At 50.8% G+C, this 13,754-nt stretch carries 15 protein-coding genes and 1 pseudogene; 7 read left to right on the top strand and 9 right to left on the bottom strand.

The features are described 5' to 3' along the window. Window positions 1-9: 9 nt before the first annotated feature. A complete protein-coding gene (locus tag B156_RS29255) occupies window positions 10-1,671 on the bottom strand; it encodes a type I restriction-modification system subunit M (RefSeq protein WP_018620597.1) in 1,662 nt (553 codons plus the stop codon). A 189-nt stretch (window positions 1,672-1,860) separates the two neighbouring features. Here B156_RS29255 and B156_RS29250 point away from each other — a divergent pair, with 189 nt between their 5' ends. Together B156_RS29250 and B156_RS0115155 are read left to right on the top strand one after the other, a co-directional pair. Then, window positions 1,861-2,142: a hypothetical protein gene (locus B156_RS29250; protein ID WP_018620596.1), complete on the top strand. Its 282-nt coding sequence runs from the start codon at window positions 1,861-1,863 to the stop codon at window positions 2,140-2,142. 2 nt (window positions 2,143-2,144) lie between these two features. Continuing rightward, window positions 2,145-2,771, top strand: a complete 627-nt coding sequence (locus B156_RS0115155) for a hypothetical protein (protein WP_018620595.1) — start codon at window positions 2,145-2,147, stop codon at window positions 2,769-2,771. A 47-nt stretch (window positions 2,772-2,818) separates the two neighbouring features. Here B156_RS0115155 and B156_RS0115150 read toward each other — a convergent pair whose 3' ends face one another. From B156_RS0115150 to B156_RS0115125, 6 genes are all read right to left on the bottom strand, one after another. After that, window positions 2,819-4,792 carry a pyrroloquinoline quinone-dependent dehydrogenase gene (locus tag B156_RS0115150; protein ID WP_018620594.1) on the bottom strand — a complete coding sequence of 658 codons (1,974 nt, stop codon included), beginning with the start codon at window positions 4,790-4,792 and terminating at the stop codon, window positions 2,819-2,821. A gap of 78 nt (window positions 4,793-4,870) precedes the next feature. Further along, entirely contained in the window at window positions 4,871-6,073 is a 1,203-nt protein-coding gene (locus B156_RS0115145) for a helix-turn-helix transcriptional regulator (RefSeq protein ID WP_018620593.1), read from the bottom strand. 89 nt (window positions 6,074-6,162) lie between these two features. Next, window positions 6,163-7,926, bottom strand: coding sequence for a signal peptide peptidase SppA (gene sppA, locus B156_RS0115140; protein WP_018620592.1), 1,764 nt, complete (start codon window positions 7,924-7,926; stop codon window positions 6,163-6,165). Between the two features lie 181 nt (window positions 7,927-8,107). Continuing rightward, entirely contained in the window at window positions 8,108-8,710 is a 603-nt protein-coding gene (locus B156_RS0115135) for an inorganic pyrophosphatase (protein ID WP_018620591.1), read from the bottom strand. Between the two features lie 74 nt (window positions 8,711-8,784). Continuing rightward, the gene (locus B156_RS0115130) at window positions 8,785-9,780 is read right to left on the bottom strand and encodes a glycosyltransferase family 2 protein (protein WP_018620590.1); all 996 of its coding nucleotides are present in this window, start codon (window positions 9,778-9,780) and stop codon (window positions 8,785-8,787) included. A 52-nt stretch (window positions 9,781-9,832) separates the two neighbouring features. Continuing rightward, window positions 9,833-10,531, bottom strand: coding sequence for a tRNA1(Val) (adenine(37)-N6)-methyltransferase (locus B156_RS0115125; protein WP_018620589.1), 699 nt, complete (start codon window positions 10,529-10,531; stop codon window positions 9,833-9,835). A gap of 72 nt (window positions 10,532-10,603) precedes the next feature. Here B156_RS0115125 and B156_RS0115120 point away from each other — a divergent pair, with 72 nt between their 5' ends. Both B156_RS0115120 and B156_RS29245 read left to right on the top strand, forming a co-directional pair. Next, on the top strand, window positions 10,604-10,804 hold the full coding sequence (locus tag B156_RS0115120) for a hypothetical protein (protein ID WP_018620588.1): 201 nt from the start codon (window positions 10,604-10,606) through the stop codon (window positions 10,802-10,804). Further along, window positions 10,801-11,965: pseudogene (locus B156_RS29245) on the top strand (cysteine desulfurase family protein). Before B156_RS0115120 ends, B156_RS29245 begins: the two are co-directional and overlap by 4 nt. Here B156_RS29245 and B156_RS0115110 read toward each other — a convergent pair. Beyond that, complete coding sequence (locus B156_RS0115110; protein WP_018620587.1) at window positions 11,966-12,370, bottom strand: PIN domain-containing protein; 405 nt, start codon at window positions 12,368-12,370, stop codon at window positions 11,966-11,968. Next, window positions 12,371-12,622 carry a hypothetical protein gene (locus B156_RS0115105; RefSeq protein WP_018620586.1) on the bottom strand — a complete coding sequence of 84 codons (252 nt, stop codon included), beginning with the start codon at window positions 12,620-12,622 and terminating at the stop codon, window positions 12,371-12,373. Window positions 12,623-12,695: 73 nt separating this feature from the next. Between B156_RS0115105 and B156_RS31775 the strand changes: the two genes are divergently transcribed. The 3 genes from B156_RS31775 (at window position 12,696) to B156_RS30320 (ending at window position 13,660) form a co-directional block, all read left to right on the top strand. After that, window positions 12,696-12,848, top strand: coding sequence for a hypothetical protein (locus tag B156_RS31775; protein ID WP_169518257.1), 153 nt, complete (start codon window positions 12,696-12,698; stop codon window positions 12,846-12,848). A 90-nt stretch (window positions 12,849-12,938) separates the two neighbouring features. Beyond that, window positions 12,939-13,157 (top strand): IS5 family transposase, encoded by a 219-nt coding sequence (locus B156_RS30325; RefSeq protein ID WP_018620585.1) that lies wholly within the window; start codon window positions 12,939-12,941, stop codon window positions 13,155-13,157. Continuing rightward, the gene (locus B156_RS30320) at window positions 13,109-13,660 is read left to right on the top strand and encodes a transposase (RefSeq protein WP_157627053.1); all 552 of its coding nucleotides are present in this window, start codon (window positions 13,109-13,111) and stop codon (window positions 13,658-13,660) included. The genes B156_RS30325 and B156_RS30320 overlap by 49 nt, the downstream gene beginning before the upstream one ends. Window positions 13,661-13,754 lie beyond the last annotated feature (94 nt).

The raw sequence follows: 13,754 nt of genomic DNA, 5'->3' as shown, positions 1-13,754 counted from the left end.
AATCCGGTACTAGTTTTCAATCTGGTCGCGCACGTACTGCAAACTATTGTTAGTCAGGATTCCATCAGGAATCACAACGGCCATGTAGCCGCCTTCGCGCAGGAAATTGTGGCATTGTTCAATGAACAGGACTTCGGTACTTTGATTGGCCCGGTCTTCAACTGCCGAGCTTTTGAGGTCGAGCCAATTGGCTTCTTTCACCCCAAAATTATACTGATTCAGGTAGGCCCGTTCGGCTTGTCGTACAGTTGAGCCAAAAGGCGGATTGGTAATGATAAAATCAAATTTGCCGTATTCAAACCCGGCGTTACCACTCCGTTTTATTAATTCCGTACTTTTCAAGAGACCATCAGCGGCAATCACATTCGTATGTCCGTCATCATGAATAATCATATTCATTTTAGCGGTACGGGCAATTTGCTCATTGATCTCGATACCATACAGATTTTTTTCTGCGAAATCGTGCCAGAATTTGTAATGTTGACGACTATCGTCGGGGTCAGTTTGCCAGTTTGGAAAGTATTCTCCCGCTTCAGTTCTTACCCTTTCAAGCGCGTAGAGTAAGAATCCACCGCTCCCGCAGGATGTATCGAGTACCCGTGAGGTATTGGTGATTGGCATCACTTCTACAATGAACTTGACAATGTTACGGGGTGTGAAAAATTGCCCGAAGTCACCCCGGAAATAGCTGCCCATAAATTCCTCAAACGCCCGGCCTTTACTGTCGAGGTCGGTTTTACTGAGGTTTATGCCTTCGAGGTAGCCAACTACCGTTTTTACTTTCTGAGGGCTAAGTCGAATGTCTTCTTTGAATACTTCGGGGTCTTCCTTCTGTCCTTCGGCGTACAGAGCATTAATGCGTTTAAATAGTTCGGCAGTAGTTTTCTCGTCGGCAGTTATTTTCCCTTCTGCCTCTTCGCTGATGATCTGAAAATCATACGGCTCTCCATTTTTTCTCTTTTTGTGCCGTTCGTCCCAGATTTTGCAGAATATAAGTTTGTCCAACTCATCAAACGCTTCAGAAGGATTTAGTTCACCCCCAGCCCAAAGTGCCTGATGAGCTTGACGAAACCGACGGGTAAGTTCAGACTCGGTGACGGTTTGAAGTTCAAAAAACTTTTGTTTTCCATACGCGGCTGCATTGTCCTGCGCAGTATTCTGGGCGGTTCCTCCTTTGACGTATTTGTACTGCGCCAGTTTTTCAACGCCAAACTGCGGAATATCAGACTCGTCTTTCCGTTCGTCTTTTTCTTTATTGACCGTAAAATAACGGTCTTTGATACCTGACGTCACCCAAATGAACTTTACGTTTTTTGGCGTGGCAAAGGCGTAGCTAAACGCCTGTTCAACAGCCTGTTGAAACTCAAGTTCGGAAACATCTGGCTTTTTACACTCTACAATTAGTTTGGGTTCCTGGCACTCGTCATCGTCATAAACAACTAAGTCGGCTTCTTTGGTAGACGACCCCATCGTTATAGTAACGAACTGACGTATACGCAGAACTGGATAGCCATAAACCAATATAAGTTTGAGAAATGTTTCGGCTTGAACCTGTTCTTCCGGGTTTGTGTAGTTGCGTTTTTTATTTTGGAAAACGTAGGTAATAAACTTGCGCTCAGAATCGAAGCGTATGTAGCCTTTTTCCAGGCCAGTGTCAATCAAACTCATCATTCAGGCGGGTAAGTGTATTATCAGGGCAGTTATTGGAAAGTCCTGACAAGGCAAAGATACGGTTCAATTAGCCAACGATACGGATTTCGAGCGGCAAAATCCGACCCATCTAACGCTTATAGCTGACCATTGACTTAATTTTGAATTTTCATACTCTTTCGATAGTTTTACTCACAAACGCATTCCATAATGAGCAAACCTCGTAAGACCCGGTCAGATAAAAAAGTAGGCACCGTTGAGAAAGAACTGGGCATTAAATTGTATGGATCTGACGGCCGTAAGATACGCAAAGACAAAACATTGGGGGATGTCCGGAAAACGAAGCAAACGGTAGGTACTAAGCGTAAGCTACCAGAAGGAGAGTTATCTGAGGATCAGAAGCTAGCGGCAAAGGTGTTAATTTTAACGCATCCGAAATCAAAACCTTCAGACTTAAAAAAGATCCGGCAAGCTATCCGCAGTCTCAAATAATTATGGTTGAGCCTGCTCTTTACCAGCGTAATGTCTTTATTAATTGCCCTTTCGACGACAATTACAAACCCCTTTTTCAAGCAACTGTTTTTACGGTTCAAGCCTGCGGTTTTACGCCCCGGTGTGCTCAGGAAGAAGATAACACCGCTGACGTCAGGATTCAGAAAATAATCCGCATCATTGATGATTGCCATTATGGAATCCATGATATTTCGAAGGCTGATTTAGACGCTAATACTCAGCTTGCCCGCTTCAATATGCCCTTAGAGTTAGGAATATTTATTGGTGCTCATCATTTTGCTCCGCCGAAGCACTATAACCGGAATAAGAAATTTATTGTCATGGATTCGGAACCCTTCCGTTATCAAAAATTTATCTCTGACATCAACGGTCAGGACATCAAAGCACACAACCTAAAGGAAGAAAAGATAATCCAGCATGTCCGTGATTTTCTGGCGACCAGTTCTCGAACTCATCTCGCTGGAGGAGACTATTTAACCGAACAGTTTCGCTTATTCAAAGAACGATTACCAGAGATTTGCCGCCAGTTAAGATGGACCGTCGAGCAGCTCACCTTCATTGACTACGTTAATTGTATTAAAGTCTGGCTGGAGGAAAATCCGGCTTAATGGGTAACACAGAACTTACCCCATTAAGCCGGATTTTCCTCCAACAATCAGGGCAACTTATACGCCACCACGTAATCGCCCAGTTTGGTACCCAACTTACCGTGACCACCGGCGGCTATCACGACGTATTGCTGCCCGTTTACCTGATAGGTCATGGGCGTAGCCTGCCCACTGGCGGGTAGCGGCATTTCCCATTGCGTACTGCCATCTTTCGTGCTGAATGCCCGCAAATGACCATCCAGGCTGGCCGCTACGAATACCAGTCCACCCGCCGTAGTGATGGCTCCGCCGAAATTGAGCGAACCCCATTTTTTAGCGTCCGGGTATTTGGCCGGGTCCATCATATAGCCCAGTGGCACCTCCCATTCCAGCGTACCTTTTTTCAGGTTCAGAGCCACCAGTGTTCCCCAGGGCGGGGGTGTTTGCATCAACAGGCCCATGTCGGTTTTGGCAAACAGATAAAGGCGCTTCAGCACATACGGCGTTCCCGACTGCATGCCGGTTTCGGCCCGGAGCAGTTCCTGGTCGTTTTTTATAGAGGCAGATAGCTGTTCGCGGGGCAGGAGCCGAATGAGGGCCGCCAGCCGGTTAACGTTGGTAATCAGTAGTCCCGACTGAGGGTCGTAACTCATGCCGCCCCAGTGGATACCCCCCACGTTACCCGGTGTCATGAGGCTGCCTTCCAGCGACGGGGGTGTAAAAATGCCCTCGTACCGAAACCCGTTGACGCGCTGGTCGGCGGCTGCTTTATCGGCAGGGGTTGGCCCCCAGGTTTCCATTTTTTGCAACCCCAGCGCGGGGAAAGTCGTTGGGAAAGGCTGTGTTGGGAAAGCTTCTTCTCCGGGTACGGTGGATTTGGGTACGGATCGCTCTTCTACCGGCAGCAACGGAACACCCGTTTCCCGGTTCAGGATGAATACGTGACCCATTTTGGTACCCACCGCTACGGCAGGCACGGTTTTTCCATTCTGGACAAAGGGGAGCAATACCGGTTGCGAGGCATTGTCATAATCCCAGATGTCGTGGTGAACCGTCTGAAAATCCCAGACCACCTTTCCCGTTGAGGCCCGAATGGCGACGATAGAACTGGCAAACCGATTCTGGCCCAGCCGCTCTCCTCCATAAAAATCGGGGCTGGGGCTAGTGGTGGGGATGAACACTAAATCGCGTTCGGCATCAGCCGAAATCAGTGACCACGCATTGGCCGCACCCGTCTGGCTCACGTTTGGCCCTTTCCAGGTATCGAAACCGGCATCCTCTTTTTTGCGGGGAATGGGGTCCCAACTCCAGCGCAGGGCACCCGTCAGGGCATCATACGCCCGCACCACGCCCCGTTCGTAATTGAACCGCTGATTGTCGCCCATCGACGAGCCAACCACCACCGTATTGCCAATCACCGCCGGGGGTGAGGTAACGCTGATGTTGCCCACACCCGCCCGCAAATCGACACTGCCAGCTTTTCCAAACGTGGCAACCGGCTTACCCGTCTGCGCATCCAGCGCAATGAGCCGCCCATCGAGGGTAGCCACGAAGATTCGTTTGGGCTGGTCCGAAGAAGCCGATTTATCACCGGGAATGGGCCAGACAGAAACGCCCCGTGAGGTTATTTCGGACAACTCCTGCCATAGGTACACCTCGGGGTTATAGTCCCATTTTTTTTGTCCGGTGGCGGCATCAACGGCAAAGACGCGGGAGGTAGGTGTACTGAAAAACAAGGTTCCATCCACCATGATGGGTGTTGCTTCAAAGGCCGCTTTTTCGGCGGCATTCGTATGCTTGTACTGCTCCAGTTCGCCGGTTCGGAAGGTCCAGGCAACGGCGAGTTGCTTTACATTGGCCGGGGTAATCTGAGTCAACGGTGAGAAGCGCATGCCGCCCGTATCATTTCCGTAGGCAGGCCACTCCACCGAACGGGCAGGCTGCGCGGTTGCACTCAGTTGCAGAACCAGCAGCAGAACCAGGGCGGTTAGTTGATTTTTTCGTCGGCGGGTAGTGAGCCGGATTGTAGCGAAAGATTTCATAAACAGAACGTGTTATTTTCTGATACAAAAGTGCCTGTCAACAGCCCCGAATGCCCTATTTCCCGGCCCTCATGAAGTTCATGCCGACCGGGACGCAGTTGCGGCCTCCCGAAACTGCGCGGGCGTTTGGCCCGTTAGCCGTTTAAAAGCGGTATGAAACGCGGACGTTGAATTGTACCCTACCCGTTCGGCAATTTCATCAATCTTGAGGTGTACCGTTGTGGGGTCATTGAGTAGTCGCTGCGCTTCCCGAACGCGATAGGTAGCCAGCAAATCAAAAAAACTCTGATTAAGCCGGTCGTTCAACAGCTGCGAGAGGTGGTGTGGTGACGTGTTTAGCAGCCCGGCTAGTTTCGTCAACGATATATCGCTTTGCAGATAGGGTTTCTCACGCTCCATCAGTCGGGTGAGTTTTTGCAAAATAGCCTCTTCTACTTCTTCGGACAGGGATGATTTTTCGTACTTCTTCCGGGGCTCAGCATCCGTTTCCGGGATAGGTAGCTGCGTTTCCGGTTCATCCGTGAAGTAGGTCGAATCGGCCATGACCCGTATGCTGGTGAAATAGATGATAACGGTCAGGTAACAGGCCAGCAGGTAATCGCCCAGGTCTTCATAAAACCGGGGCTTTATCAGCCCAATCAGCAGCGGTAACACCAGAAATAGCAGCGTCTGGTTCCGCAACTGAGCCAGTCGCTTTGGCGAACCTCGCCAGAACGGGTTGCCCAACTTCCTGTAGGCACGAAAAATAAGTAGCAAAGCCAGCAGATTGTAAACCAGACAACTCACCAGCGTCAGTTCATTGATGTAGCCACGGAGCTGAAAAAAATCCTCTGGCACATAAGAGGGTGGTTCGGTTACGTAGGGCAGTTCGGGATGCCAGGCGCTGAGGTAATTGTTGTATTTCAGCGCAACAGGCTGATACAGCCAGGAAATGGCGTTTACGGCCCATAAACCAGCTGGAAGAAAATGCCAGCCCCAGGCAGGGGGTAGCTGCCCCCTGATTCGGGCGAAAACGAACAGAAAAAAAAGCGGGGCCATCACGAAATTTAACGGCTCCGAAAAGTCAACAAGCGGCAGTAGCCGAAACATGTAATTGCTATAACACAGGAATATCTCCCCAATTACTGCCGACAGGGCCAGCATCATCCAGCCCAGGCAGCGATTGGGCACACTGAGCCCCCGCTTACCGGTCAGGAAAAAGAAGCCGAGGAAAACGGACTGTGCTACGCCCAGCAGGATAAAAAAGGCGAACAGGTCAAGGTGAACGGGTGGGGTTTGCATCAATACAAGATTGGGTAATGCAAGGTAAAAAAAAGACCTATACGTTTTATAAAACGCATAGGTCTGCACGCCGTAAACCAAACAAAAGCTTATCGGATATCCAGTTCAAAGGGCATTCGCATCTGGATGCCTTCCATTGTTTTTAGCTTTTTCAGGTACTTCACATAGGGAGCCAGGTCACCCAGTTGCGCCTGCATCCGGGTTTCGTCATCCCCGGAAATTGAACTCATTAGCTGCTCGAAGAAAGGCTTCTTGAACGGTTGATATTTCAGTTTGTAATCCCCGTCTTTCAGCTTGGCCGACTGAGCAGCCAGTTTGATGGCCTCATCCAACCCGCCCAGCTGGTCGACCAGGCCAATGGCTTTCCCCTGGCTACCCGTCCAGACCCGGCCTCCGGCAATGGCCCGCAGACTGTCTATCGGCAGTTTACGGCCAGCAGCCGCCTTACCCGTAAACTGCGCGTAAACCCGCTCTACACCGCGTTGTATCGTCTGCTTCTGGAACGGCGTCATTTCATGCGTGGCCGTCGGAAAATCGGCGTTGGTGTTCGTTTTCACGCGGTCGTAGGTAACGCCGAGTTTGTCTTTAAAGAAATCCTGGGTATTGAACATCATGCCGAATACCCCGATGGACCCCGTGATGGTATTGGGCTGAGCCACAATTTTATTACAGCCCATGAGCATGTAATACCCGCCCGACGCGGCATAATCGGACATAGACCCAATGACCGGCTTGGTTTTTTTGGCCAGTTCAACTTCCCGATACATCACGTCGGAGGCCAGGGCGCTGCCCCCGCCGGAGTTGACGCGCAGCACAATGGCTTTCACTTTGTCGTCCAGCCGCGCCTTCCGAATCTCGGCGGCAATGGTTTCGGAACCGATGCTGTTATCCTCACTTTTTCCGCTGTGAATATCGCCGGATGCGATGATAACCGCAATGCGGTTAGACCCGCTACCCTCCGTATCATCCTTCTCCGATTTATCGTATTTGCTGAGGGACACGTAATTGATTTTCTTCTTCTCGTCCAGTTTCAGCTCCTTCCGAATCAGGCTTTGGACTTCATCCTCATACCCCACATTGGTAATCATTTTCGTCCGCAGGGCATCTTCCGGCCTCTGAATGGTTAGATTATCGGCGTAGCGGTTCAGCGAATCGACCCGCAGGTTGCGACTCTGAGCGATACCCACCAGCATATGGTTGTTTATCGAGTTTAGGAACGAGGTTACCTGCAGGCGGTTTGGCTCGCTCATATCATCCCGAATAAACGGCTCTACCGCACTTTTGAAGTCACCGACCTTAAAGATTTCAGGCTTGATTTCCAGCTTATCGAGCGTTCCCTTGAAGAACGAGAGTTCAGCGTTGAGGCCGTTCCATTCCAGATCACCCGCCGGATTGAGGTAAATTTTATCGGCTATTGAGGCCAGGTAATAGCCTTTTTCGGTCATACCCTCGGCGTAGGCGTATACGAACTTTTTGGATTGTTTGAAGTCGATGAGGGCGTTACGAATTTCCTCGAGTGAGGCCCAACCCGCTACCGGGCTTTCAACTTTCAGGTAGATACCCTTGATATTATCGTCGTCTTTGGCGGCTTTCAAACTCCGCTTTATCTCCACTAAGCCTAAAGCGTCGCCCTGCTGGCTGAACGGACCAATATCACTGAACGGATTTTCGCTGCTCCGCTCCTCCACGGGTTCGTCCAGGTCGATTTTCAGCACGGAATTAGCACTAACGTTACTTTTACTGTCCGACGAGGAAAAAGCGGCTCCAATGCCTACCAGCAATAAAAAACTCACAAATGAAAACAACAACAGGCCAACAATGGTGGCCAGCACATACTTAAGAAACTGTCGCATGAATAAACCAGTAATTAGTGCCTTTGATGACAGGCTATTACAAATATAACCCGGTCATAAATTGCCGGGTTATAAAAGTGTTGAGTGTATGAAAACGGCGGACGAATGGAAAGAGTAAGAGGATGAAATAATGAAGCCATTCGGCATTCCACATCGGCCTGTCACCCGTTCGCCCCTTAATCTACATCAGCTTATAGTCGCTGACGGATGCCTGAATGACCTCGAACGCTTCGGCCTGCCCGTACACGTTGGCCAGTTCCATCACGGCGGGTTCTTCAGGCAGATTCTTGTACGTCAGGAAGTAATGCCGAAGGCGCTTCACAACTGCTTCGGGCAGCTGGGCCAGTTCGGTGTACTGCCCATACATGGCATCTCCTTTCAGCACGGCAATAATTTTATCGTCGGCTTCGCCCTTGTCAATCATGCGAAAGCCGCCGATGGGAATAGCCTGCAAGATCAGGTCACCGTGGGTAATTTCCCGTTCGGTCAGGACGCAGATATCGAGCGGGTCACCGTCACCCATCTCCACTACGCGTCCCGATTTTTCGGTGGCCAGCCGGGCAATCTGGTCGCCACAGAAGGTTTGGGGAATAAAACCATAGAGCGCGGGTAACACGTTGGAATACTGCTGGGGCCGGTCAATTTTGAGGTAGCCCGTTGTCTTGTCGATTTCGTATTTCACCGTATCGGTTGGCACGATTTCAATAAAAACCGTTACCTGTTTGGGAGCCATATCGCCAATTGAAATGCCGTGCCAGGGATGCGCTTTAAAATTGCTCTTCATTGAATGATTATTAGATGGTACTATGAAAATTAGTTGTATTCGATTTTTTCTGCTGATTAGTAGCTCCGGGCCGGTTACACCGGTAGTTGGTTCTCCAGGAAACCAACCCGTTCGGCAATGAGCGTATCACTGGATTTACCCAGCGATTGCCGGACGAGCATTTCGCCTAGAAAGCCCGCCAAAAATAATTGAACGCCCAGAATGATGGCGACCAGACCGAAAAAAAACAGTGGGTTGTCGGTCACATTACGGAATTTGACGCCCTGCGCAATGTTTATCAGCTTCTCCACAATGAGCCAGATGGCCAGTACCGAGCCGACAAAGAACGACAACGTGCCAAAAGTACCGAAAAAGTGCATGGGCCTCTTACTAAACTTTTGGACGAAACCAATGACCAGTACGTCCAGAAAGCCGTTTACGAATCGCTCCAGCCCGAATTTGGTGGTGCCATACTTGCGGGCGCGGTGCTGTACGACTTTCTCGCCGATGCGGCCAAAACCGTTCCAGTTGGCCACAATGGGCAGGTTCCGGTGCATATCGCCGTACAGGGCCGGGGCAATGGTTTTCACCACTTTTTGCCGGTAGGCTTTCAGCCCGCAGTTGAAATCATGCAGCGGCACGCCTGACACCCAGCGCGACACCGCATTGAACAGTTTAGTCGGCACCGTTTTGGTGATGGGATCGTAGCGCTTTTGTTTCCAGCCCGATACGAGATCGTATTTATCCTCGGTAACCATCCGGTAAAGTTCCGGTATTTCGTCGGGGCTGTCCTGCAAATCGGCATCCATCGTAATCACTACCTGACCGCACACCGCCTGAAAACCGGCCTGTAAAGCGGCTGTTTTGCCGTAGTTCCGGTTAAACCGAATACCCCGTACGTGCGGGTTCCGGCGAGCCAGCTGCTCAATGACGTCCCAGGAAGTATCCGTACTCCCGTCGTCGACAAACAGGATTTCGTAGGTGTATTGATTCTCCGTCATTACCCGAACCAGCCAGTCGTGCAGTTCGGGCAGCGACTCGTCTTCGTTATAAAGCGGAATCAGTATGGTCAGTTGAAGTAAGTCAGACATAATACTCTCAAACGCAAAGAGCGAAAAGATTGTCGCAAAGGTCGCAGAGTTTTCAGAAAATCAGGTAAAAATCACGCAGCAGGGTCCGAAATGCCAGCGTATACGTTTTGTTATCCGTTTCATAAACGGCCAGCTCATCCGTTAGTAGCGGGTGCTGATGAAACGAGAACCCGGTTATAATCCGAAAAACCGGCTTTTGGGCAGTATGCTGTAGAGCAAGCTGCCTGAATGGGAATAAGCCCGTTTCCTGCGCCAGGTTGGTAAGCACCCGGGTTTCATAAGAGGGCAACAGGACCCACCACTGTCCATCCGGTTTCAGCAGGCGCGCCACCGCCTGTATCAGGTCATCGAGGGACAATTCGTCGGTATGCAACGCCCGGTTGGTGGCCGCATCAGGCGAGCGCAGGTGTTTGGTGTAAAATGGCGGATTGGCAATGATACGGTCATACAACACGGGCGTTTGAAAATCCTGTATCCGCGAATGAATCACCCGTACCCGCTCCGCAAACTCACTGGCCGATACATTTTCAACCGCCTGACCAAAGGCAGCGTCATCCACCTCAACGGCATCGACCAGAGCCGTCGGATTGCGCTGAGCCGCCATCAGAGCCAGCAGGCCCGTACCCGTACCAATATCCAGCACCCGCCCGCCCGTACCCACATCGGCGCAGGCCCCCAGTACGCAGGCATCCGTGCAGACCTTCATGGCCGTTCGGTCCTGGTGGATGGTAAATTGTTTGAAAGCGAACACGTTTCAAGCCGGTTTGGGCACAAAAATACGTTGTGCCCGCGGGTATTCGGGTATCGTATCGCTTTTACTACCATGCCGGGACTGATAGCCCGTTGGCAACCCACGGAACTGACCCAACTGCTACTGGTATTCCGACTTGGTGAACTGACCAAAAAGCCAGGGGCCCTAACCGGCCGGGTAGTGATTTATACCCTTACCAAACCCATGAGACTACGTTTCAAACGGGTCGCCCTGTGTGAAGAAAACGGGTTTGACCCTATCTTTACCGGATGATTTACCTCGACAATATCGCCACTACCCGGCTGAACCCACGGGTGCTGGAAGCCATGATGCCGTTTTTGACGGATACCTACGCCAACGCGGCCAGTACGCACCCATTTGGTGTATCGGCGCACGAAGCGGTGAAAACCGCCCGCCAGCAGGTAGCCGATTTACTGGGTTGCGAAACCCACGAACTGGTGTTCACGTCCGGTGCCACTGAATCGATCAACCTGGCGATAAGGCGTTGTCGAAAATTACCAGCATCGGGGTAACCACATTATTACGGTACAAACCGAGCATAAAGCCGTGCTGGATGTGTGCAACTATCTGGAGAAACACGGTTGCGAGGTTACGTATTTACCTGTTCAGCCCGACGGTTTGTTAAATTTGGACGCCGTAAAAGAGGCTATTCGATTCGATACCATCCTGGTATCGGTCATGCTGGTGAACAATGAAACGGGCGTCATTCAACCGGTTCAGGAAATAGCCAAACTGGCCCACGAAGCGGGTGCGCTGTTCATGACCGATGCCACACAGGCCGTGGGAAAATTGCCGATTGATGTCGATGCCCTTGGCGTCGATTTGTTAGCTTTTTCGGCCCATAAGTTCTACGGCCCCAAGGGCGTTGGCGGTCTGTTCGTGCGGCAACGGCGACCCGGAAAAGTAAAACTGGAAGCCCTGCTGCACGGTGGCGGCCATGAGCGCGGTTTACGCAGTGGCACTCTCAACGTGCCCGGCATTGTGGGCATGGGCAAAGCCGCCGAACTGTGTCGGCTGGCTATTGCTGACGCAAAGGAAACGCAAGGTCGGTCTGACGGTTCGGTTGCATCTCTACGGGAAAAACTCGAAACCGCGTTACTGACTATTCCGGGTACGCGCGTAAACGGTGATGTAGATAATCGCCTTTACAACACTACCAATATCTATTTCGAAAACTGCGACAGCGACGCGCTGATTATGGGGCTGGAAGGCATTGCCGTATCAAACGGCTCAGCCTGCACAGCCGCCAGCATCGACCCCTCGCACGTATTACTGGCGATGGGCCTGACCGAAACCGAAGCCTTCTCCTGCCTACGTTTCAGCCTCGGCCGCTTCAACACCGAAGCAGATATAGATGCCACGGCAGACGCCATCAAGGGTGCTGTGGAGGAGTTGCGAGCATTGGTGGGTTGATTATAGAATTGTAATTTTCAGCGTAGTATGGTGGGTAATCAGTTGAAAATCCGACCGGTTGTACGTGTATAGTTCTGTGCAAAACGATTCGGCTACGGCGGTGTGCAGGCAGTCACTCATATGATGAAAACTGACCTGGTAACCAAGCTGCGCGGCTCGCTGTACATGCTCCAATGTAATAGCGGCTGCCCCCAGTGGATAAAAGTCATTCAGGTGTTTTGTAATCTCTTCCCGGCTTAGCCTTAGCTTGACTAGCACGAACGCTAGTTCATTAAGTGATAAGGCAGATATGAAAAACAGACCATCGTTGATGGCCTGTTCGACAAGTTGAATAGCTTGCTCATGCTTGACGATTTGCTGTTTAACGCAGTAATTCACCAGCACATCCGTGTCGAAGTAGATCATTTAGTGATTCCCCTCCCAATAAATTTCGTCAATCAACTTATTAATGTCAATATCTGCCGAAATTTCCATTGGCGGGTATTTTTTCCGGGTTTCGTCCATCCGCTTCAACACCTCCTGGGGGTCGTAGCGCGGTTTATCGTCCCGTTTCAGTACGATGGTTACGGGACGGTCATCGCCATCAAACAGGTACTCTATTTTTTCCAGAAGCTGTTCTTTCAGTTCGCTGGGTCTCGCTACAAATGTCGCTTCCATACTGGCCTAGTGTTATTCAAGGACAAGGTAACAATTTTATAGCCTATTTTGTGCTATCTCAACTAACCGACCTATGCGAACGCTCGCCATCACCAAAGCCGAATACGCTGGCGAATATCGGTTACGGCTCACCTTCTCGGATAGCGCAGGTAGTGGATTTTGGCACGTTCCTGCTGAATCACCCGCACCCTCAACACAACAAGTACCGTTGATTGGTCAATTTTAAGAGCCTGTTTAAAAACGGGCATGTAAGCTTAAAAAAGTAGAATCAGCCTATCTTGTGGGTTAATCCGACCGCAACGGCGGCCCGGCAAAGATGTACCCCACAGACCTGACTGATTCTGCCTGGCAAGTTATTGAAGAAATCCTGGCTGACAAGCGTAAACGCAAATATTCACTGCGTGCCATCCTTAACGCGCTACTGTATTTGACCAAAACCGGCTGTCAGTGGCGACTGATGCCCAATGATCTGCCACCCTGGCCCTTGTGCTACTATTACTTCTGGAATCGGAGCGCCGAAGCGATGGCGCAATGATGGCACCGCTCCGGCGGCCCGGCTGGGAACGACTCAACAAATCGCTAGTAGAACGCAGGCGAAAGGATGCGAATCGGGAAAAATCACCTAGTCTTGGTGTGATTGATTCCCAGAGTGTTAAGTGTAGTGAATGGGGTGTAGTGCCGAAAGGATTCGACGGAAATAAAAAGGTGAACGGACGAAAACGGCACATCGTCGTCGATACGCTGGGACTGGTTCTGGTAGTAGTGGTTCATGCCGCCAATCAACATGACAGTCCAGCAGCTCGTCTGGTACTGACTGCGCTTGCCCGACAGGGGTATGATCGGATGAGTAAAATACTGGCTGATAGTGCCTACGGTAAGGAGTTGGCCCGTTGGGTTAAAACGTCACTGGGCTACATCTTGGAAGTGGTGAAAGTGAGTGAGTTGGGCGGCTTCCAGCCGGGCCGCCGGTGCGGTGGTGCCCATGCGCTGGAAGGTGGAACGAACTTTTGCCTGGATGAATTGGTCTCGGCGGCTTAGTAAAGACTATGAGTGTGGCGTAACTTCTCACGAGTCCTTCGTCTATTTATCCAACATTAACCGGATGCTCAAGCATTTTTAAACAGGCTCTAAA

It is taken from the genome of Spirosoma luteum DSM 19990 (assembly GCF_000374065.1).
Lineage (GTDB): Bacteria > Bacteroidota > Bacteroidia > Cytophagales > Spirosomataceae > Spirosoma > Spirosoma luteum.
The sequence above is the reverse complement of the archived record's forward strand: the minus strand, read 5'-3'. Positions and strand labels throughout refer to the sequence as shown.